Annotated in this window: 13 protein-coding genes; 6 read left to right on the forward strand and 7 right to left on the reverse strand. The window is 73.2% G+C overall.

From position 1 onward, the window contains the following. Window positions 1–3 precede the first annotated feature (3 nt). Complete coding sequence (locus ASF88_RS02560) at window positions 4–4,722, reverse strand: ATP-dependent helicase (protein ID WP_055913810.1); 4,719 nt, start codon at window positions 4,720–4,722, stop codon at window positions 4–6. A gap of 66 nt (window positions 4,723–4,788) precedes the next feature. Beyond that, complete coding sequence (locus ASF88_RS02565; RefSeq protein WP_055913813.1) at window positions 4,789–5,445, reverse strand: alpha/beta hydrolase; 657 nt, start codon at window positions 5,443–5,445, stop codon at window positions 4,789–4,791. A gap of 111 nt (window positions 5,446–5,556) precedes the next feature. Between ASF88_RS02565 and ASF88_RS02570 the strand changes: the two genes are divergently transcribed. Then, window positions 5,557–6,138, forward strand: coding sequence for an NUDIX hydrolase family protein (locus ASF88_RS02570; RefSeq protein ID WP_055913816.1), 582 nt, complete (start codon window positions 5,557–5,559; stop codon window positions 6,136–6,138). A 382-nt stretch (window positions 6,139–6,520) separates the two neighbouring features. Here ASF88_RS02570 and ASF88_RS02575 read toward each other — a convergent pair whose 3' ends face one another. After that, window positions 6,521–8,263, reverse strand: coding sequence for a DEAD/DEAH box helicase (locus ASF88_RS02575; protein WP_055913819.1), 1,743 nt, complete (start codon window positions 8,261–8,263; stop codon window positions 6,521–6,523). 256 nt (window positions 8,264–8,519) lie between these two features. Here ASF88_RS02575 and ASF88_RS02580 point away from each other — a divergent pair, with 256 nt between their 5' ends. Continuing rightward, window positions 8,520–10,736 (forward strand): HelD family protein, encoded by a 2,217-nt coding sequence (locus ASF88_RS02580; protein WP_055913821.1) that lies wholly within the window; start codon window positions 8,520–8,522, stop codon window positions 10,734–10,736. Window positions 10,737–10,781: 45 nt separating this feature from the next. Here ASF88_RS02580 and ASF88_RS02585 read toward each other — a convergent pair whose 3' ends face one another. The 4 genes from ASF88_RS02585 to ASF88_RS02600 all read right to left on the reverse strand — a co-directional run bounded on the left by ASF88_RS02585 (window position 10,782) and on the right by ASF88_RS02600 (window position 13,831). Then, the gene (locus ASF88_RS02585) at window positions 10,782–11,465 is read right to left on the reverse strand and encodes a DUF1684 domain-containing protein (RefSeq protein WP_055913824.1); all 684 of its coding nucleotides are present in this window, start codon (window positions 11,463–11,465) and stop codon (window positions 10,782–10,784) included. After that, window positions 11,462–12,037, reverse strand: coding sequence for a hypothetical protein (locus ASF88_RS02590; RefSeq protein ID WP_055913827.1), 576 nt, complete (start codon window positions 12,035–12,037; stop codon window positions 11,462–11,464). The genes ASF88_RS02585 and ASF88_RS02590 overlap by 4 nt, the downstream gene beginning before the upstream one ends. Before the next feature lie 49 nt (window positions 12,038–12,086). Beyond that, window positions 12,087–13,397, reverse strand: a complete 1,311-nt coding sequence (locus ASF88_RS02595; RefSeq protein ID WP_055916593.1) for an RNA polymerase sigma factor — start codon at window positions 13,395–13,397, stop codon at window positions 12,087–12,089. 107 nt (window positions 13,398–13,504) lie between these two features. Further along, window positions 13,505–13,831: a YciI family protein gene (locus ASF88_RS02600; protein ID WP_055913830.1), complete on the reverse strand. Its 327-nt coding sequence runs from the start codon at window positions 13,829–13,831 to the stop codon at window positions 13,505–13,507. Window positions 13,832–13,943: 112 nt separating this feature from the next. On the opposite strand from ASF88_RS02600, the gene ASF88_RS02605 reads away from it, so the two are divergent. From ASF88_RS02605 to ASF88_RS02620, 4 genes are all read left to right on the forward strand, one after another. Further along, window positions 13,944–14,480 (forward strand): EVE domain-containing protein, encoded by a 537-nt coding sequence (locus ASF88_RS02605; RefSeq protein WP_235493251.1) that lies wholly within the window; start codon window positions 13,944–13,946, stop codon window positions 14,478–14,480. Window positions 14,481–14,484: 4 nt separating this feature from the next. Beyond that, window positions 14,485–15,060: a hypothetical protein gene (locus ASF88_RS02610; RefSeq protein WP_055913833.1), complete on the forward strand. Its 576-nt coding sequence runs from the start codon at window positions 14,485–14,487 to the stop codon at window positions 15,058–15,060. 78 nt (window positions 15,061–15,138) lie between these two features. Next, window positions 15,139–15,441: a DUF427 domain-containing protein gene (locus ASF88_RS02615; protein ID WP_055913836.1), complete on the forward strand. Its 303-nt coding sequence runs from the start codon at window positions 15,139–15,141 to the stop codon at window positions 15,439–15,441. A gap of 370 nt (window positions 15,442–15,811) precedes the next feature. Beyond that, window positions 15,812–22,045: a DUF5979 domain-containing protein gene (locus tag ASF88_RS02620; protein ID WP_157498171.1), complete on the forward strand. Its 6,234-nt coding sequence runs from the start codon at window positions 15,812–15,814 to the stop codon at window positions 22,043–22,045. The last annotated feature ends 350 nt before the right edge of the window (window positions 22,046–22,395 follow it).

Genomic DNA, 22,395 nt, shown 5'->3' on the forward strand with positions numbered 1-22,395 from the left:
CCGTCACCCGCGCAACCGGAGTCCGCGGGGGGTCGCGAGGAAGCCCGCCTCGCCGAGCGCCGCTCCGAGCGCAGTGCCCAGCACGGACGCGCCGTTGACGGTCTCGATGGCGAGCTTGTCGACCCGGCGTGAGGTCACCAGCCCGGCGAGAGCGCGGGAGGCCGCGAGCAGCGCCGGGCGGCCCTCCTCGTCCTCCTGGTCGACGAAGCACAGCAGGCTCTTGCCTCCGCGCTCCACGTACAGGGTCAGCTCGCCGTCGACGAGGGCGACCAGCGCGCCCGCCTTGCGGCCGGGGCGATGCCCGGTGCCGCCCTCCACACCGCCCGGCGTCGACGGCACGGACGGCCACGGCAGCGCTGCCCCGTACGCGTTCGCCGGATCGGTGGCCGCGATGGCGAGCGCCTCGAACGGCCGCGGCTGCGTGTGGTCGCGCGCGAAGGTGCGGAGGCGGTCCACCGTCGGGCCGCTGGCGAACTGCGCGGCGCCGAGCGTCTCGACGAAGTAGCCGCGACGCGCCCTCCCCGTGTCCTCGAAGCCGCTGAGCACCTTGTAGGCCAGTGCGAAACCGCCGGGCGTGCCCTCGTTCATCACCGAACCTCTGGTCACGACGCCGTAGCGGTCGAGCAGCGTCTCGGCCTGACCGTGCGCGCGCACCGTGGAGTCGAGGTCGCGCTCCGGGAGCAGAGACCACCGGCCGGCGACGGTCGGCGGGCCCATCCGGGTCACCATCGCCGACTGCCGCGCCGGACCGACGCGTCCGCGGTACATCCGCGACCGTGTCGGCTGCCGCGGCCGCTTGTGCGCGCCGCCGCCCGCGCCGGTGACCGTACGCAGCGGCGCCAGCGTGTCGTTGGTGACGAGCCCCGACCAGACCAGCTCCCAGAGCGCGGTCACGAGCTCGGCGTCGTCGAGCGCCTCCCCGCGCTCGGCCCCGAGCGTGTCGGAGAGCTGCCGGAAGAAGTAGCCGCCGCCGCGCGCCAGCGCGGCCAGGATGCCGCGCTGCAGCTCGTCGGGCTCACGGTCGGCCGGCGGCGCGAGCGTGAGCGGCGCGGAGTCGGCGAGGTGGAGGCTGATCCAGCCGTCGTTGCCGGGCAGGGACCCGTCGCCCGACCAGATGACCTCTCCGGTTGCCGTGAGCTCGTCGAGCATCGCCGGGCTGTAGTCGGCGACGCGGCCGGGCAGCACCAGCGACTCCCAGGCGGAGGCCGGGATGCGGGCACCGGCGAGCTGTTCGACGACCGACGCGACCGCGTCCACGCCCCGCAGTGTCGAGCCCAGGTGCTGCCAGTCGCCGAGGAACCGCGCGAACGTCGCGGTCTCGACCGGCTCGACCTCCTGCCGCAGCGCTGCGAGCGACATCCGGCGCAGCCGGCGCAGCACTTCGGCGTCGCACCACTCCGACCCGTGCGCGTGCGGGCGGAACTCGCCCTCCACGACCCGGCCGTCGTACGAAAGGCGCCGCAGGGCGTCCTGCACGATCGCGGGGCCGAGTCCGAACGTGGAGGCGAGCTCGCCGATCTCGAACGGCCCGTGCGTGCGGGCGAACCGGCTCACCAGGTCGCCGAGCGGATCGTCGACCGGTTCGATGAACGCGACGGGCACGCCGATCGGGAGCGGCACACCGAGGGCGTCGCGGAGCCGGCTCGCGTCTTCGATGGCGGCGAAGCGCTCGGCACCGGCGAAGCTGACCGCGAGCGCCCGCTTGGAGTCGACCAGGGCGGCCAGGTGGGCGGCCGCCGTCTCGAGGGTGGCGTGCGGGGGAGCGGGGGCGTCGTCCTCGGTTGCGGCCTCGGTCGACGCGTCGGTCGCTGTCACCTCGGCCTCTCCCTGCAACCGCTGCGCGACCTCCTCGACCGTCAGCGGGCCGAGCAGGCGCAGGAGGTCGGCCACGCCCTCCTCGCCCCGCACCCGCCGGTCGGGGGCGAGTCGCTGCAGCTGCAGCTCCACCCGCTCGATGACCGTGGGGTCGAGCAGCTCGCGCAGCTCGGCGCGCCCCAGGAGTTCGGCGAGGAGCCCGGCGTCGAGCGACAGCGCGGCCGCCCGGCGTTCGGCGAGCGGGCTGTCGCCCTCGTACATGAACGCGGCCACGTAGCCGAAGAGCAGCGAGCGCGCGAAAGGCGACGCCGTCTCGGTCGCGGCCTCCACGATCGCGATACGGCGCTGGGCGATGCTCTGCGCCACCTCGTCGAGCGCGGGGAGGTCGTAGACGTCTTGCAGGCACTCGCGCACCGTCTCGAGGATGATCGGGAAGCTGGGGTACTTGCGGGCGACGTCGAGCAGTTGCGACGCCTTCTGCCGTTGCTGCCACAGCGGCGACCGCTTGCCCGGGTTGTACTTCGGCAGCAGGAGGGCGCGGGCCGCGCACTCCCGGAACCGCGACGCGAAGAGCGCGGAGCCGCCGACCTCCAGCGTCACCAGCTCGTCGAGCTCGGCCGGCTCGAAGACGAACAGCTCGCCGCCCGGAGGGGTGGATTCCGTGTCGGGAATACGCACGATGATCCCGTCGTCGGCGGCCATCGCGCCGGCGTCGATCCCGTATCGCTCCCGCGCCCGCGCCTGCACGGCCAGCGCCCACGGCGAGTGCACCTGCATGCCGAACGGGGAATGCAGCACCACCCGCCAATCGCCGAGCTCATCGCGGAACCGCTCGACCACGAGCGTGCGGTCGGTGGGGAGGTGGCCCGTCGCCTCCTTCTGCTCGCGGAGGAACGCCAGCAGGTTGGCCGTCGCGAACGCGTCGAGCCCGGCCTCCACGCAGCGCAGCTCCGCATCGGCGGGGGAGGCCGTGCTCAGCTCGCGGATGAAAGCGCCGACGGCCGCGCCCAGCTCCGCGGGCCTCCCGAGACCGTCGCCCTTCCAGAACGGCAGCCGCCCCGGCTCCCCGAACGCCGGGGTCACCAGCACGCGGTCGTGGGTGATCTCCTGGATGCGCCAGCTGGTCGAGCCGAGCGCGAAGACGTCTCCGACGCGCGACTCGTAGACCATCTCCTCGTCGAGCTCGCCGACCCGGCTCGCCCGTTCGCCGACCATGAACACGCCGAACATCCCGCGGTCGGGGATGGTGCCGCCGCTCGTCACCGCGAGCCGTTGAGCGCCGGGACGGCCGGTCAGCGTGCCGGCGTCGCGATCCCAGACGATGCGCGGGCGCAGTTCGGCGAACTCGTCGGACGGGTAGCGGCCGGCGAGGAGGTCGAGGGTGGCGTCGTAGGCGCTGCGGGGCAGCGTCGCGAACGGGGCGCTGCGACGCACGGTGTCGAACCAGTCGTCGGCGTCGAGCGGCTCGAGCGCGGTCGCCGCGACGGTCTGCTGGGCGAGGATGTCGAGCGGGTTGGTCGGCACCTTGAGGGTCTCGATGAGGCCGCCGACCATCCGCTCGGTCGCCACCGCCGAGTGGATCAGGTCGGCGCGGTGCTTGGGGAAGACCACGCCACGCGAGACCTCGCCCACCTGGTGGCCGGCGCGGCCGACGCGCTGCAGACCGCTCGCGACCGACGGAGGGGCCTCCACCTGCACCACGAGGTCGACGGCGCCCATGTCGATGCCGAGCTCGAGGCTGGAGGTCGCCACGACGCAGCGCAGCCTGCCGGATTTCAGGTCATCCTCGATGAGCGCCCGCTGCTCCTTGCTGACCGAGCCGTGATGCGCGCGGGCGAGCACGAGCGACTCCGGGTCGGCGACGGCGGCGGAGCCCTTGGTCTGGCCGGAGCCGCCCATCAGCTCGGCGGGCGGGCGGGGCGGGGCGATCGCCGGAGAGGTAGGGGTGGCGGTACGGGCGGCCGCCTCGCCGCCCAGCACCCGCTCCTCATAGATCTCGTTGAGCCGTGCCGTGAGCCGCTCGGCCAGCCGCCGCGAATTCGCGAAGACGATGGAGGAACGGTGCTCGAGCACGCGGTCGACGATCGCCTCCTCGACGTGCGGCCAGATCGAGCCGGCCTGCGGGGCCGAGCCGTCGTCGTTGCCGCTCGCGAACGTCGACGTGCCGAGCTCGCTCATGTCTTCGACCGGCACGACCACGCGGAGGTCGAAGCGCTTGCCCGCGGGCGGGGCCACGACCTCCACCGGCGCGCGGCCGCCCAGGAAGCGCGCGACCTCCTCCGCCGGGCGCACCGTGGCGGAGAGCCCGATGCGCTGCGCGGGCTTCGGCAGCAGCGCGTCGAGGCGTTCGAGCGAGAGGGCGAGGTGCGCGCCGCGCTTGGTCGCGGCGACGGCGTGCACCTCGTCGACGATGACCGTCTCGACCGTCGCGAGCGTCTCGCGGGCCTGCGAGGTGAGCATCAGGAACAGCGACTCGGGGGTCGTGATCAGGATGTCCGGCGGCGAGGCGACGAGCGCCCGGCGGTCGGCCGAGGTGGTGTCGCCGGAGCGCACGCCCACGCTGACATGCGGAGGCTCTGACCCGAGCCTCCGCGCGGTCTGCGTGATTCCGACCAGCGGGGCCCGGAGGTTGCGCTCGACGTCGACGCCGAGCGCCTTGAGCGGCGAGATGTAGAGCACGCGGGTGCCCGGCCGGTCGTCCGGCTTCGTCTCGCGGCTCGCCAGCCTATCGATCGCCCAGAGAAAGGACGCGAGGGTCTTGCCCGAGCCGGTCGGCGCGATGACGAGCGCGTGGCGCCCGTGCGAGATGGCCTCCCACGCCTCGGCCTGCGCGTCGGTGGGCGCGGCGAAGGCCCCGCGGAACCATTCACGGGTCGCGGGGGAGAACCGGTCGAGCACGTCGCTCATCCACTCCATCCTGCTCCCGCCCACCGACACGGACCAGTGCAGCCCGGGTCGCGCTTCGCCCGAGGGTCAGCCGCGGCGTGGGAGGTTCGCCCGGATGAACGACGAGATGTCGCCGAGCTCGAGCGGCGAGATGCCGTGTGCGAGACCCTCGTAGATGCGGGCGTCGAGGCTGCTGTGGCCGGGCAGCCACTCCTCGGCGCGCGCGATGGAGGCCGCGGGGATGGTGTCGTCGTGGGTACCGCGCCCCCAGAACACCGGCGGACGGCGCTCGGCGAGCGTCGCATCCCCGTCCGCCGCGCCCTGCACGACGAAGCCCGACAGTGCCACGGCGAAGTCGAACCGCTCGGGGGCCAGTCGCATCAGCTGCAGCGCGAGCGCGCCGCCCTGGGAGAAGCCGAGGAGGCCGGTCGGCGCCTCCGGCTGCTCGTCGATCCAGTCGAGGACCGCGCGTGCGGCCGCGTTGGCGTTCGCCGCGAGCGGGTCGCCGGAGACGTTCGTGAAGCGCGAGAACCACGCGAAGCCGGGACCCTCCGGGATCGGCGCGCGCAGCGACGCGATCACCGGCTCCAGCGGCAGGTAGGCCGAGATGCCGAAGAGGTCCGCCTCATCCGATGCGTAGCCGTGCAGCAGGATCAACCGGGGCCGGCCGACCCGATCGGTTTCGCCTGCCGACCACAGCACGGCGTCGTGGTCGAGGTGGAGCTCGGGGGCGGGAAACGGCATGTTCCATTCTGTGCACTACATGACCGTCCTCCACAGTCCCCAGATCGCGGCTCAGTCCACAGATCCGTCTGTCTGCGTGGACGAGCGCCGCGGCATCCGTAGGATCGGTGCATGAGCGTGCGCACCCCCGACCCGGACCCGACTCCCGACCCGCTCGACGGTTCGGGGGCCCGGCCGGGCCCCGCCTGGCTGAGTGACATCGAGCTGGAGCAGATCCGGCGACGGCTCCCCCTGCTGTACGTGGAGGCCGTGCCCGTGCGGGTCGACGGCCTCGGCCAGGTGACGGAGGTCGGCGTGCTGCTGCGGGCCAACGCCGTCGGCGAGATCACGCGCACGCTGGTCTCCGGGCGCGTCATGTACGGCGAGACGCTGCGGGAGGCGCTGTTCCGGCACCTCGAGAAAGACCTCGGGCCGATGGCCTTCCCGCTGCTGCCCGCGAGCCCCATCCCGTTCCAGGTGGCCGAGTACTTCCCCATGCCCGGGGTGTCCGCGTTCACCGACGAGCGCCAGCACGCGGTCTCGCTCGCCTACGTCGTGCCCGTCACAGGTACCTGCGAGCCCCGGCAGGACGCCCTCGAGATCACCTGGATGACGCCCGACGAGACCGTCTCGCCGACGGTGTGCGAAGAGCTGGAGGGCGGCCGAGGCGCGCTCGTCAAGGCCGCGATGGCGTCGGTGGGGCGCCTCGCCTGAGCCGCCTAGCCTGAGCCGCCTGGCCTGAGCCGCCTCGCCTCCCTCGACGACCTCCGCCGGTTCGTCGCCAACGGAGGAATCAGGCCCGATCCCGAGCCCGATCTCCTCCGCTAACCGCCTTTCCCGGGCGTGTCGCACCGGATGTCCTCCGTTGCCGTCGGCGTCGCTAACGGAGGTGATCGGCCGCGACGCGCGGGCCGGTCGCAGGCAACGGAGGAGTCACGGGCGGGTTGCGCGCCGCGATCCTCCGTTGCAGACGGGACTGGCGTTTCGTCCGGACGAGGCGCGCCCGGACGAGCGCCCCGGGCAGCGGACCCCCGGAGTCACCGTCGCACGCGCAGCGTGTCGGTGCCGATCTCAGGAGTCGTCGACGCGGGCGGCGTCAGCCGCGGGCGCGGCGGGTGCCGCGGCCTCGGCTGGTGCTTCCGCCGACGAGGTCGCCGACGCGCATCCCGGTGCGCGGAGCGCCGCCGCTGCGGGCCGCCCCGCCGTTGCCGCCGTTGCCGGTGCGGGAGGCGCCGCCGTTGCCGGCGTTCCCTCCGTTGCGTCCGGCGCCTCCGGTGCGCTCACCGGTCACCGGTCGAGCGTCGGACTGCGCCGCACCGCGGCCACGGCCGCGCCGGCGCGACGAGCCGTCGCCGCGCGCGTTGTCGCGGCCGGCGGTGTCACGACCTCCTGCGTCGCGGCCTCCACCGTTGCGACCGGCGTCGTTGCGACCGGCGTCGTCGCGACCGCCGGCGTTGCGGGCGGCGCCGTTCCGGCCTCCACCGTTGCGCCCGGCGTTCTCGCGGCCACCCGCGTCACGACCGTCGCCGTTCGAACCGCGACCGGCCCCGCGACCGCCGCGGCCACCGCGACCGCCGCCACCACCGGAACCGGAGCCACCGTTCCCACTCTTCGACGCAGACGCAGACGCAGACGCAGGCGCCGGCGCGACATGCGGCGCGCGCTCACCGACCAGCGAGGTCACAGCGGGCGAATCCGCGGTGACGCGCTGCGGGCTCGCCGTGATGGCAGCCGCGCGCAGCAGCGATCGCACGTCGCCCGCCTGGTCGGGCAGCATCACCGTGGCGACGTCTCCCGCGCTTCCGGCGCGGGCGGTGCGGCCCGAGCGGTGGAGGTACGCCTTGTGCTCCGCGGGCGGGTCCACGTGGACCACGAGCTCCACTTCGTCGACGTGCACGCCGCGGGCGGCGACGTCGGTCGCGACCAGCACGCGCACGTCTCCCGAGCCGAAGGCGGCGAGGTTGCGGTCGCGGGCCCCCTGGCTAAGGTTGCCGTGGAGGTCGACCGCCGGGATCCCGGCCGAGGTCAGCTGCTTGGCGAGGCGCTTGGCCTGGTGCTTGGTGCGCATGAACAGGATGCGTCGGCCGCGCCCCGAGGCGAGGGCGTGGATCAGGTCCTTCTTGGCGTCCTGGTCGCTGACCTCGAACACGTGGTGGGTCATGGCCTCCACGTGGCTCGTCGCGTCGTCGACCGAGTGCAGCACCTCGTTCGTGAGGAACTTCGACACCAGCTTGTCGACGCCGTTGTCCAGCGTGGCCGAGAAGAGCAGGCGCTGGCCGCGCGACGGCGTGGCGTTCAGGATGCGCGTGACCGTCGGCAGGAAGCCGAGGTCGGCCATGTGGTCGGCCTCGTCGAGCACGGTGATCTCGATCTTGTCGAGGTGCACGATTCCCTGCTTCATGAGGTCTTCGAGGCGGCCGGGGCAGGCGACGATGATGTCGACGCCGGCCTGCAGCGCGGTGACCTGGCGGCTCTGCGAGACGCCGCCGAAGATGGTGGTCGTCGTCAGGCCGAGCGCGGCCGCGAGCGGCTTGAGGGTCGCGTCGATCTGGGTGGCGAGCTCGCGGGTCGGTGCGAGCACGAGGCCGCGGGGCCGGCGGTATCCGCGCGAGCGGCCGCCGGGAGTGGTCGAGGAGGCCGCGAGCCGTGCCGCCAGCGGCAGCGAGAACGCGATGGTCTTGCCCGAGCCGGTCTTGCCGCGTCCGAGCACGTCGCGCCCGGCGAGGGTGTCGGGCAGGGTGTCTGCCTGGATGGGGAACGGCTCCGTCTTGCCGTCCGCCGCGAGGACGGAGACGAGGGGAGCGGGGACGCCGAGGTCGGCGAAGGTCTGGGTGGTCACAAAGTGCCTTTCTGGCAGGGCGCGGCCCTGCGGGCGGGTTCGGGCGGTCGTCGCAAGAACGGGACGTCTTCGCCGGAAAGAAGAGTGGAGGTGCGCGGCGGGGCCACCGCCCGGCGCTCGCGCACACCGGCGAATGCCGGCAGGCCAGTCGTGCTGGTCCGCCAAGTCTACCCTGTGCCGCCCCACGCTTGCTGGGAGCGGATTCACGGCGGGAGGTCGTAGACTGTCGGCCCGTAATCCGGAAGGTGGTCCGCGCGTGCAGGAATCGGAACTCGAACGTGAGCGGGCCGTCGTCTCCGGACTGTACGAGCGGCTCGACACGCTCCGGGTCGAGACGGAGGAGCGGCTGACGCGCGTGCGCCGTGAGAGTGTCGGAAGCAACCACCAGGCGCGCAGCGAACGCGACGCCTTCGCCCGCCTGTACGAGGACCAGCTGCTGCAGCTGCGAGACGTGGATGCGCGGCTCGTGTTCGGCCGCCTGCTGCTCCAGGAGCCCGTCGACGGCACCGACCACCGCTACATCGGGCGCGTCGGGCTGCGCGACGACGACCAGCGCTCGCTGCTGGTCGACTGGCGTGCCCAGCAGGCGAGCGCGTTCTACCAGGCCACCGCGAGCGAGCGGATGGGCGTGCGGGCCCGTCGGCACCTCACGATGAACGGGCGCCAGGTCGTCCGCATCGACGACGAGGTCTTCGACGAGGCGCTGCTCGACGAGGGTGCGGCGGCAGGCAAGGTGCAGGGCGAGGGCGCCCTCCTGGCGGCGCTCACCGCGCAGCGCACCGGCCGCATGCACGACATCGTGGCGACCATCCAGGCCGAGCAGGATCGCATCATCCGCTCCGACCTCCGCGGCGCGCTCGTCGTGCAGGGCGGTCCCGGCACCGGCAAGACGGCCGTCGCGCTCCACCGCGCCGCCTACCTGCTGTACGCGAACCGGCAGCGGCTCAGCACCTCCGGTGTGCTCGTGGTCGGCCCGTCGTCGGCGTTCCTGCGTTACATCGAGGCGGTGCTGCCGTCGCTCGGCGAGACGGGCGTGGTCATGCAGACGCTCGGCGAGCTGTTTCCCGGTGTGGAGGCCACCGCCGAAGACGCCCCGGAGGCCGCGCGTCTCAAGGGTGCGGCGACCATGGCCCGCCTACTGTCGCGCGCGGTGCGGTCGCGGCAGAAGGCGCCGGACGAGGCGCAGACGATCGTGGTGGACAACGAGCGGCTCGTCGTTCAGCCCGAGCTCGTCCAGCGGGCGATCGCGAAGGCGCAGCGCACCGGCAAGCCGCACAATGTCGCCCGGGTCACGTTCGTCAAGCAGGCGCTCGGCGAGCTGACCGACCAGCTCGCGACCCAGCTCCGGGCGGGAGGCTCGACGATCGACGAGGCCGACCTCCGGGTGCTGAGGGAGGACCTCCGCACCTCGTACGACGTGCGGGTGCTGCTCAACACGGCCTGGTTGCCGCTGACACCGCAGAAGCTGCTGCAGGACCTGTACGCGCGCCCGGCCTGGCTCGCCGAGCTCACCCCGCGTTGGACGCCGGCGCAGCGGGAGGCGCTACTGCGCGACAGGAGCGAGCCGTTCACCGTCTCGGACGTCCCGCTGCTCGACGAGGCCGCCGAGCTGCTGGGCGACTTCCCCGGCCGTGCCGACCCGGCCTCCCGCGAGCGCGATCGCCAGCGCAAGCGCGACCTCGAGAACGCGCGCGCAGCGATCCGCAACATGGGCGTGGAGGGCCTGGTCAGCGCCGAGCAGCTGGCCGACGGGTTCGCGGAGCAGGCGGACCGCGGAACGACCGCCGAGCGCGCGGCCGCCGACCGCTCCTGGACCTACGGTCACGTGGTGGTCGACGAGGCGCAGGAGCTGTCGCCGATGCAGTGGCGCGTGCTGGTGCGTCGCTGCCCGATGAAGTCGTTCACCATCGTCGGCGACATCGCCCAGGTGGCGTCGGCCGCGGGCGCGACGAGCTGGGAGGACGCGCTGCGGCCGTCGTTCAAGGACGCCTGGCGCCTCGAGGAGCTGACGGTCAACTACCGCACTCCGGCCCAGATCACGCGGGAGGCGGAGCGCATCGCCCAGGACGCCGGACTTCCGATCACGCCGACGCGCGCGGTCCGCGAGGGTGACTGGCCGATCCGCCGGGTGGGGGCGGGCGCGGCCGGCCTCCCGGTCTCGGTCGCGGAGGCCGTCGCGCACGATCGGAGCATCGACCGCCAGGGCACGCTCGCCGTGATCGCGACCGCCGGCGACGTGGAGGCCGTCGCCGCCGCGGTGCGGGAACGCTTCGGCGACGACGCGGCCCGCGGGGCGGCCGGGCTCACGCGTCCGATCTCGGTGCTGACCGGCTACGAGGCGAAGGGTCTCGAGTTCGACGCGGTCGTGCTGGCCGACCCGGACGCGCTCGCCGCCGAATCGGTGCGCGGCGCCGCGTCGCTCTACGTCGCGATGACGCGCCCGACGCAGCGCCTCACCCTCGTGGCCCGCTGAGGCGTCGCCCGCTGAGGCGTCGCCCGCTGAGTCCCGACCTCGCGCTCACGCGCCGGAGTAGCGCTCGCCGACGGGGATCTCCACCGCGAGGGTGTTGCCCGCCTGCGCGAGCGGGCAGGCCCAGGCCGGGTCGTACGCGCACGACGGGTTGTAGGCGAAGTTGAAGTCGAGGACGAGCGTCGCCTCGCCGTCGTCGGCCGACATCCCGAGGTCGGCGCCCTTGATCGTGTCGATCAGGTAGCGCCCGCCGCCGTAGGTGCCGCCGCGCTTGCCGGCGAGGGCGTCCTTGATCGGCACGAACAGACCGCCGCCGTAGGAGGCCAGCCGCCACACGTCGAGCGTGCCGGCGAGCGGCACGCGCACGGTGCCGAGGAGTTCGAAGGGCACGACGCCGTCGGTGCCGGTCTCTACGTCCATCCGCTTCGGCTCCGCCGGCGGGTGCACGGGCAGCTCGTAGCGCCAGTCGGGGTCGTACGGCGACACCGGGAGGCCGGTGAAGCGCTCGCGGTCGGCGTCGAGCAGCGGGGAGGCCGGGTGCGACGAGAAGAGGTCGTTGCGGCAGGAGATCCAGTGCGCGTGCGCGGCGGCCGGGTCGCTCGAGGCGATCCGCCGCACCGACGCGTACAGCGCGAAGACGCTGCGCCGCCAGTCCGCGGTCTGCACCGCCGTCGCGGCGCGTCCGTGTCCGGGATCGACCGTGGGTGCGGGCTCGGGGGTGAGGGTGCTCATGCTGCTGCCTCCGTCTCGGCGCTCTCGTGGTTCTCGGCGCTCTTGTCTTTCTCGTCGGGCGTGGGGGGATCGTACGCCCAGGTGGGCGCGAGGCGCCGCAGACGCACGCCGCGCCACTGCCAGAACGCCCACAGCCCGTACCAGGCCAGGGGGGTGACGAGACCGGCGCGCACGATCAGCCGGTCCCGGTAGAGGGTGCGTAGGCGGCCGTCCGGCCCGGGCCCTGCGGGATCGGGCGCGACGGCCATCCGATGGTCCAGGTGCGGCATCGCGGAGAGGACGCCGCCGGTTCCGCCTCCGCTGTCGCGCAGGATGCGGGTAGCGCTCTCGCGGGGGTCGGTGGAGCGCAGGGTGTCGAGCCGGATCGCCTGCGTGCCGACGGTGAACGCGCCCAGCGCGCGCACGCTCACCCGGTGCTCGGCGGTGTCCCAGACGGTCGGGAACCCGGCGGGTTCGTCCGACCGGAAGTCCACCCACGGCATCGCGACCTCCCGGAACGCGGTGGGGCTCTGCAGGGCGCGCCAGGCCGCATCGGGGTCGCAGTCGAGGATGAGCTTGAGCAGGACTCTCACCTCCCCAGTGTCACGCATCTCCTCGCACCGGGGCAGGGGGAGGCGGCATTCACGGCGCACTCCCGGATGCCCCGGAGGCGCCCGCTGCCGCAGCCTCCGCCGCCCGTCCCAGCAGCAGCGTCCGCTCGCGCGCGTTCGCGGTCATCGACGCGGCCCGTTCGAACTCGACCTCCGCCTCGGCGTGCCGGCCGACCTTGAACAGGAGGTCGGCGCGCACCGACGGCAGCAGGTGGTACGAGTCGAGGGCGCCGCCCTCCACCAGCCGCTCGACGACGTCGAGCCCCGCGTCCGGACCGTAGGCCATCGACACGGCGACCGCGCGGTTGAGCTCGACGACGGCGGAGGGCCGCAGTCTCGCCAGTGCGCCGTAGAGCGCGACGATCTCCTCCCAGTCGGTGTCGCCGGGGGCCGGCGCGGTCGCGTGGCAGGCGGCGATGGCGGCCTGCAGCGCGTACGGCCCGCGGCCGCGTGCGCCGAGCAGGCGGTCGGCGCGCGCGAGGGCCGCGACGCCGCGACCGATGAGGATGCGGTCCCAGCGGGTGCGGTCCTGATCCTGCAGGAGGATGGGCGTGCCGTCGGCGGTCGCCCGCGCCGGCAGGCGGGAGGCCTGGAACTCCATCAGCGCGACCAGCCCGTGCACCTCCGGCTCGTGCGGCGTGAGCTCGGCCAGCACCCGGCCGAGTCGCAGCGCCTCCTGGCAGAGGTCGGGACGCATCCAGTCGTCGCCTGCGGTGGCCGAGTAGCCCTCGTTGAAGATCAGGTAGACGACCTCCAGCACCGACGACAGCCGCTCGGCGTAGTCGGCGCGATCGGGCACCTCGAAGGGCACGTGAGCCGCGCTGAGCGTGCGCTTGGCGCGCACGATGCGCTGCGCGATCGTGGGCACGGGCACCAGAAAGGCCCGCGCGATCTCCTCAGTGGTCAGGCCGCCGAGCAGCTTGAGCGTCAGCGAGACCCGGGCGCCGGGCGCGAGCACGGGGTGGCACGACACGAACACGAGCCGGAGCAGGTCGTCCTGGATCTCCTCCTCCGCCACCGCGGCCGGATCGTCGTCGTCCTGCTGCTCCAGGTCGCGGGCGAGTGCGGCGTACCGCTCGTCGAGCCGCTCGCGCCGGCGCCAGCCGTCGATCGCGCGGCGCTTGGCGACCGTCGTCAGCCAGGCACCGGGGGTGCGCGGCACGCCGGTCTCGGGCCATTGCTCGAGCGCGGCGACGAGGGCGTCCTGCGCCAACTCCTCCGCGAGCCCCACGTCGCCGGTCCACCGGGCGAGCCCGGCGACCAGCTTGCCCGACTCGATGCGCCACACCGCTTCGACGGCGCGCCGGGCCTCGTCGGGTGTCGCGTCGTGCGAGCCCGTCACGTCCTGCCCCTCCGCCACCAGCGTCCCTCCCCGGTCTCCAGCGCCGCTCACGCCTCCGCCGCTCACGGCTCCGCCGCTCACGGCTCCGCCGCTCACACCAGCGCCGCTCACGCCTCTGCCGCGGCGCCGCCGACGATGCGGCGCACCTCGACTCTGCCACGATCCAGCGGCAGGCGCCTGGCCCATTCGACGGCTTCTGCGCGATCGGAGGTCTGCACGATCCACAGGGCGCACGCGCTGGCCGCTGTGGTCGGAGCGTCGGCGATCCGGCAGGGGCCGTCGGTCCTGAGCTCGACGAGGAGGCCGTCCCCGGCGAGCAGCTCGCCCGCGAGCAGCACCCCGGCGTGGATCAGGTCGACGGTGAACCGCTGCAGCACGTCGGACGCGGGCGGCGCGTCGAGCGGGTCCGTCGAGAGGACGAGGAGGTAGCGCATGCAGGATCCTTCCGTCTGGTGCACTCATCGAGACGTCGAGCGGCGCGCGCGGGATTCGACATCCAGCGCCCGTCCTGAGCGCGATGTCGGACGCGTGCGCTAGAACGGGAGCATGGCGATCCGCTATTGGCTGGGCGTGGTTCAGCACGACCACGTGCTGCGCGGGGTCGCGGGCGGCTTCGTCCAGGTCAACCACGGCGCGCGGGCTCCGCTCGAGCGGATGGGCGCGGCCGACGGGTTCGTGTACTACTCGCCGCGGGAGTCGTATCCCGATGGTGATCCGCTCAAGCAGTTCACCGCGGTCGGCAGGCTGGCCGACGCCGACGTGTACCAGGCGACCCAGGGCATGCAGCCGGGTGCCGGCCAGCGCCGCAACGCCTCCGCCGACTTCGTCGCGTGGCGCCGCCGCGTCGACTGGGATCACGACGCGGTCGCCACTCCCATCCGACCGCTGCTGTCCTCCCTCGACTTCACGCGCGACAAGCCCGACTGGGGCTACCAGTTGCGCGCCGGGCTCATCGAGCTCACCCGGCACGACTTCGAACTCATCCGCGAGCAGATGCGCCCGTCGTCCGCACGGGAGCGCGAGCACGAACAGCGTCACCGAGCGCAACACGTGTCGACCGGTTTCGCCGCGCGATTACGCTGATGCGGTGACTTCCGCCAGCTCGCACCCTTCGACCGTCCCCGCCGCGCACCGTCAGGCCAAGTACCAGGTGCGCTTCGACTGGGCGGCCGCAGGGGCGGCTGCCGTGGCGACCGACGCCGACATCGTCGTGTGGGTGGACGCGCTGACCGACGAGCCCGTGGAGGCCGCCGCCGCGCAGATCCCCGGCGCGGGCGCCGTCGTGGCCGCCGGGCTCACTGACGCCCCCGCGGTCGCGCGCTGGATCCTAGACGAGCAGGTGCGTCTCGGACGCCGAGCGATGGTCGCCCTGATCGCGGCCGGAGGCACGACGGCGGAGGGCGGGACGCGCTTCGCCGTGGAGGACCTCCTCGCCGCCGGCGCCGTCGTCGACGCGCTCGCGAGCGTCGGTATCGACTACAGCTCTCCGGAGGCCGCGGCCGCCTGCGCCGCGTTCACCGGCCTGCGCGGAGCGGTCGCGCACCTGCTGACCGCCTCGGTCTCTGGGCAGGAGCGGATCGCGTCGGGCGCCGACGCCGCGGAACTGGCCGGCTCCGGACGGCTCGGCACGGCCTCCGAGGTGCGTGTGCTGCGAGCAGCCTGAGCGCTCGGTAGCAAACCGCGGTGCCGCCGGAATGATCCGGTAGACCCGGGTGTTCACTGCGATCAGGAGGTTTCACACATGAAAGCAGTTCTGAACGACACCGTCATCGCCGAGGCTCCGACCGAGGACCTGATCCGCATCGAGGGCAACTGGTACTTCCCGCCCGCGAGCGTGAAGTCCGAGTACCTGGTCGAGTCCGCCACCCCGTACACCTGTCCGTGGAAGGGCGAATGCCAGTACTTCTCGGTGAAGCACGGGGACACGGTGCTGCAGGACCGCGCCTGGAGCTACCCGACGCCGTACCCGAGCTCGTTCGACCGCGTCGGGCAGGACTACAGCGACTACGTGGCGTTCTGGAAGGACGTGCGCGTCGTCGACTGAGTCGACTCAGTCGACAGAATCGACCACCCCTGTACTGGGGGACACGCTCTGTCCGCATTTTTGGGGACTGACCCTCGAAAACGGGGTACAAACGTACTTCCGACCGAACGGTCGGAATTGCTAGACAGGTAGTGCGAGAGAACCTCCCGGGACCCGAACCGGGAGGCGCGCGAGGGCATACCCGGCCCGTACTTCGGCGCGCGTACCCGAGCTCACGCTTACCCGAAACCCGATCGCCGTGCTTCGTCGTGTCTTCCCGCATGTCCGCAATCCGTTCCGCAGCAGCACCGACCGCAGCAGGCCGCCCGCGCATCGCGCGGACCGCCGAGGAGCCTCCCGCACCGCACCGCGGCTGAGGCTCCTCGGCGCGGTGAGCGCCGCGACCGTCGTCGCGCTGATCGGGGGAGGCCTGGCCGCCGCGCCGGCGTTCGCCGCCGATGCCGCGCTCACCGTCGACAAGACGGTGGGGGACGGCCAGAAGGCCGTCACGGTCCTCAAGGGCGCCGAGTTCACCTACAAGATCGAGGTGGGCTGCGACGACAACGACTGCGTCGACGCGAAACTGGTGGATGCGCTGCCCGCGGAGTTCGCCGGCTTCAGCATCCTCGACACCAGCGTGCAGCCGACCTCCAAGCCCGCCACGAAGAGCCTCGCAGGCTGCACCGACACGGTGACCGCGTCGTGCGTCCTCACCGTGCAGTTCCAGGAGCCGGTCAGCGGAGGCGTCGGCATCCCCGCCGGCGGGACCTACCTGGTGATGGTGACGCTGGCGGCGCCGCAGACGCTGACACCGCAGTCGCCCGCGGTGAACCACGCGGTGACGAACACGGCGGTCGGCACGTTCGCCGGCTCCGCCACCCCGGTGACCAGCAGCGCCGACGTGACCGTGAATGTGCCGACCTCGGTGGATGTCGCGGTCGGCAAGACCTGGACGCCCGCGAGCCAGCAGTACCTCCCCGGGGCGCAGTCCACGATCTCGCTCTCGGCGCAGAACGCCTCCAACGTCCCGGCTTCGACTCTGACGCTGCAGGACCCGGCGACCGCCGCCGACGCCGCCGCGGCGCTCGACGCAGCCAACCCGTTCGCCCTGGTCGACTTCGCCGGATTCGGCGGTGTCGTGCTGCCGCAGGGCGCGACCACGGTGCAGGTGGACGCCTACGTGCGCGACACCGCGACCGGCGCCTGGGCGTGGCACACCGGACCTCCGGCCGACCCGTCGGCGATCGCCCTCCCGGCGGGCGTCCAGAACGGCGACGTGGGCGGCCTCCGCTTCACCTTCGCCGGAGCCGACGGCACCGCACTGACCGAGGGAGGCGCGGTCGGCTCCGTCGGCGTCCTCGTCGCCCAGCGCACCACGAACCGCCAGACCGGCGCCGCGCTGGTCACCGGTGCGAGCGTCACCAACCGTGTCGCAGGCACCGTCGCCGTCGAGAACCAGACGCCCGTGACGAAGACCGCCACGGCGCCCTTCGCCGTCGGCGGACTGACCGTCGCCGTGACCCCGGGCAAGCAGATCTCTCCCGCACGCATCCCGGCCGGCACCACCGCCACCGCGACGATCTCGGGCAAGAACGCCTCCAACGGCCCGCTCGACTCACTCACCCTCTCCGACCTGGGCTACTTCACCGACGACCTCCGCTTCGGCGGGTTCGCGGCCGGCGTCTCGTACCCGTCCGGCGCGACCGCCGCCCAGGTCGTCTGGCACTTCTCCGACGGGTCCACCCAGGCGGTCCCGTTCGCCGACGGCAGCACACCGGTGGCCCCGGCGGCTCCGGCCGGAGAGCATCTGACCGGCCTCGAGCTCACCTTCACCGGCGCCATCGCCACCGGCACCGTCGCGACGGCGCAGTTCCTGATCGCCCCGACCTCCGACATCGCGGCGGTCGGCGCGCACGTCGACACCACCAACACGCTGACGGTCACCGGCGCGAACGCCGCCGGCACCAAGAGCGCCCAGGCGACCGCGCCGCTGTCGATCTTCTTCCCCGACATCGAGCTCAGCCTCGCCAAGACCATCACGCCGTCCGCGCCGGTGTCGCCCGGTGCGACCGTCACGGCACAGCTCCCCGCGACCACGTCGAGCGACTCGGCGTACGTGCGCCCGACCAGCATCGTCGTTCAGGACGTCTGGCGACCCGGCGTCGCGAACGACTTCTTCAACGGCTTCGACCCGATCGGCATCGCCCCGACGCAGGTGCTCAAGGGCTCCACGCTGACGGTGAAGTACACGACCGACGGCACCACGTGGACGCTTCTCGACACCGTCGACGCGACCGCCGCCGCGCAGATCTACCGGGCCGCATCGCTCCCGGCCGGCACCGTCGGGCTGCAGTTCACCTTCGAGGACGCCGCCGGCTTCGCGCAGGGCACCACGGTGCGCCCGGCCATCACCGGTCAGGCGCGCGCCACGCTGCGCGACGGCTCCGGCGCGACCTCCACGGCGGGAGGCGCGGCCAGCACGTACACGAACCACGCGGTCGCGAACACGGTGGGCGCGGTCGACGGCTCAGTCGTCACCGGTGCGCAGAAGACCGCCGACGCCGACGCGAAGATCCAGTCCACCACCGGCGCGGGCTCGCTCGGCATCACGAAGAAGTGGACGAAGACCGACCTCACCGGCGACGTCACCGACCTCCCGTCGCAGTCGGGCGACCAGGCGGGCACCCTGCTCAGCTGGGGCGTCACCGACACGGGCTACAGCTCGGTCGCTCTGACCGACCCGGCAGGCGACCCCGCGCACCCCGAGTCGACCGTGTTCCAGTCGTTCGACCTCCTGAAGGTCTCGCCCATCTCGTACAGCGCCGACCCGCTGCTGCGCTGGGACTCCGTGAGCGCCGTCGAGCTGTTCCGCGGCGGCGCCTGGACGACGGTGCCCGCGCCGTCCGGCGGCTGGATGAACGGCGCCGGCTTCGTCGGGTACACCCTGACGCCGGCGCAGACGGCCGACACCACGGGCGTGCGGATCACGGTGGTGCCGAACGACCTCGCGCGCGCCGCAGCCACCGACCCGACCGCGCCGCCCGCAGGCTCCGGGGTCGCGACCGTCGCCTTCGGCCAGTCGAGGCCCATCGGGCTCGTCTGGCAGCTGCGCAACGTGCAGCGCGTTCCCGCCGACCCCGCGCATCCCTGGGTCACCGAGGGCACGACCGGCTCGGTCGACAACGTGGCGCAGGCCGACGGCGTCAAGGGCGGCACGAACGTCCCTCCCGTCACCGGCCATGACACCGTCACGCTGATCGACCAGCCGCCGGCGGTCAGCCTGACCAAGACCAGCTCGCGCTCCACGATCGTCGTCCCGCACCTCGGCGACGTCGACGCGGCCGACTACCCGACGAACACGTTCACGCTGACGGCCGAGAACACCTCGACCTCCCGGGCCTCGTACGTGCGGGTGACCGACCCGTCGCCGTGCGACGCGGGGGCCGAGACGGCCTGCCTCTCTGCCGCGGGAGCTTGGGGAGCCGACCCGTTCTCCGGCGCGACCTACACGGATGCCAGCCCGTTCGAGCGGCTCGACCTCACCCGGATCGCCTTCGCGGTGCCCGCGGGGCAGGTCGACCTCGACGCGTCGCAGGTCACCCTGTGGCACCGCGCGGCCGACGGCACCATCTCCACCTCCCAGGTCTCGATGCGCGTGGCAGCCGCGCTCGCGCCGGCCGACCTCGCCGACGTCGTCGGTGTGAGCGTCGTCTACCAGGGCACGAGCCCGCAGACGACCGGAGGCACGATCGCGTCCGGCCAGGCCCTCACCATGACCCTGGACACCCGCGTCCGCGCGGTCACCCGCACCTCGGGCGCGGCGGTCACGGCCTTCCGCATCGACAACCACGGCTTCACCCAGGGCTATGACCCCGTGCTCTACCCGTCGGGCCAGGGCTCGCAGCCGTACGCCTCCGCCGACGCTGCGCTGACCCTGACCACGGGCGCCATCGGCGTCACCGCGGCCAAGGCGATTTCGCCGAGCACCCTGCTGGAGCGCGACCGGAACGCCCCGGTGACCGTCACGCTCACTGCCACCCCCGGGTCCGCGACGGCGGCGACGCACCAGGTCGTCCTCACGGATGACGACCCGGCGTTCTGGAACCGCTTCGCGCTGACCGGTCTGACCGCCGGCGACGTCACGCTGCCTGCCGGCGCCGACCAGGTGCGGGTCGATGCCCAGACCGACGGAGGCGGCACCTGGATCATCGGGACCCCCGCGGCCGCTGCGGCCCTGCCGACGGCCGCCGTCGGGCACGTGACCGGGCTGCGGTTCACGTTCCTGCGCGCTGACGGCGCCCTCCTCAGCAGGAGCGCGGTGCCCGCGGGCTTCACGGCGACGGTCGTCCTGCACGTCGCCCTGCTCGCGGTCTCCCGTGACGGATCGGCGATCGCCTTCCCGAGCACGGTCACCGACAGCGTGCAGACGGTGAGCCACCGCACCGACACCCCGACCGTGTACGCCGACGCCACAGCCGGCGCCTCCGCGGGCATCCAGCTCGCGCCGGGCACGGCCTCCCTCGATGTCGCGAAGTCCCCGGCCAACAACGTGCACACCGTCTCGGTCGGCGACAGCGTTCCGTGGACCCTGACGTTCGCGAACACGGGCACGGGCTACCTCGACCTCACCGGGCTGACAGACACCCTGCCGTCCTCGCTCGCGTGGGACGGCGAGGCACCGACCTTCACGACCAGCGCCGGCGGGACCCTCTCGACGGCTCCGACGGTGGCTTACGACTCCGCGACCGGACGGATCGGCCTGACCTGGCCGGCCGGCGCGTCGCGGATGTCGCCGGGCGAGCGGTTCACGATCGTGCTCGGCCTGATCCTCAAGCCGGGCCTGGCTTCGGGCGACCGGGCGACCAACCAGTTCGTCGTCTCGACGGTGCAGACCCTCACTGCGTGCACCAACTCCTCGGGCAACGGCCAGGGGACGCTGAGCGGCCTCCCCGCCACGGAGTGCGGCACCACCAACTACGTGCAGCCGGTGAACGGCCCGTCGCTCTACACGACCAAGGGCGTCCAGGGCGACGTCGTCGGCCGCACGGTCTCGGGCGCGGTGAATCTGACCGACCCGACGGCGACCTGCCGCACCGACGCCGACGGCTACTACGCGTCGCCGTGCGCCGCGAACACCGTGGTCGGCGGCACCGACCAGTGGAGGCTCAACGCGCTCAACACAGGGACCGTCGACTACGCCTCCCTCGTCTTCGTCGATCCGCTGCCCACCATCGGCGACCGCATGCTCGCCACCGGAGGCGCTCGCGGCTCGACCTTCCGGCCGGTCTTCGACGGCACGGCCGGGGTGACGGTGCAGGACGTGCCGGCCGGGACGGCCGTCAGCTGGGAGGTCACCACCGAGCCCGGCGTCTGCCAGACCGGAGCGACCACCGCGTGGCCGAGCGATCCGACCTGCTCGACGCACCCCGCTTCGTGGACGCCGTCTGGCGCGTTCACCGGTGACTGGGCCGATGTGACGGGCCTCCGTGTGACGCTCGACTTCACCGGCACCGCGAGCGGCGCGCTGCGCGGCGGCGACGGGGCGACGGTGCTGTACCGCACCATCGACCGCCCGGCCACGTCGACGGCGACCGACGGCGCTCCGGTGTCGCTGCCTGCGTCGCCGGCCTCCGCGCCGGCCGTTGCCTGGAACCAGTTCGGGGCGACCGCGTCGCTGGTGGGCGGCGGCACGGTGCGCCGGGCGCCGGTGAAGGCCGGCGTGACGATCGCCACCGGTCCGTTGCAGATCGACAAGGTCGTGACGGGCGCTGCGGCCTCCGCCGCACCGGACGAGTTCGGCGCCGATGTCGTCTGTACGGTCGCGGGAGTGCCGGTCGATCTGGGAGCGGCAGCGCACACCCTGCTCGAGCGCTCCGCCGGCTTCACCGCGCGCATCGACGGCCTCCCGATCGGATCCGACTGCACGGTCGCCGAGTCCGGCGCCGCGGGCAGCTCCGGGGAGGCGGACCGCACGGTCGCCAACGGCAGCGTCCACATCGGCGCGGGGTCGGTGCAGGGTGTCGTGCCGCCCGCGCAGATCACCACGATCACCAACACCTTCGAGTACGGACGGCTCGAGGTCGCCAAGCGCGCCTCGGCCCCGGTCGTCGGAATGAACGAGAAGCTGACGTACACGATCACCGTCACCAACATCGGAGCGCTCGACGCGACGGGGTTCGACGTGGTCGACACGCTCCCGGCCGGCGCGACGTTCGTCTCGGCCGACCAGGGCGGCACGTTCGCTGCCTCGGGTGCGGGAGGCGCGGGTGCGGGAGGCGCGGGCTCGGCCGGCACGGTCACCTGGCCGGTGGCGAGCCTGGCGAAGGGCGCGAGCCTCGACCTCCACGTCGTCGTGACCTACGCCGCGGAGAGCCACCCGGTCAACGCGGTGCGCGTGACGACACCCCCGGTCGGCCCGTGGCAGCCGCCGGCGATCGACGGCCCGTGCGCCGACGACGCACAGGCGGCGTGCGCGACGGTCTACGTCGACCCGCCCGTGACCGCGCCCTCGGGCGACCTCGCGAAGACCGGCAGCACCGGCGACTACCTCCTCGTCGCCTTCTGGGCCGGCATGCTGGCCCTGATCGGAACCGCGTTCGTCGGCTGGCGCCGCCGCCGCGCCTGACGCGCGCCTGACCCGGCGCAGAGAAGGGAGGAGTTGCGGTGGAGAACCCACCGCGACTCCTCCGCTACCTGCCGCCGCCCCGGGCCTCTTCGCGGAAATCCTCCGTTGCCACCCCGCTCGTCCCCGCGCCGGACACGCGGCAGCCCGGGTAAACGGATTCGGACGACTACTCTGGAAGGAAACGCACGACCTGGGAGCCGACCCTGAGCATCATCCTCGGATACGATCCGTCCACGCTCCGCGAGCGTGTCGATCTGCGTGCCGCTGACGAGCGGCTCGACGAGCTCGGCAGCCTCCGGAGCCTGAGCGCGCTCAACGAGAAGACCGTCCTGCTGCGCCTGCTCGGCCGG

The organism is Leifsonia sp. Leaf336 (assembly GCF_001423695.1).
Classification (GTDB): domain Bacteria; phylum Actinomycetota; class Actinomycetes; order Actinomycetales; family Microbacteriaceae; genus Leifsonia.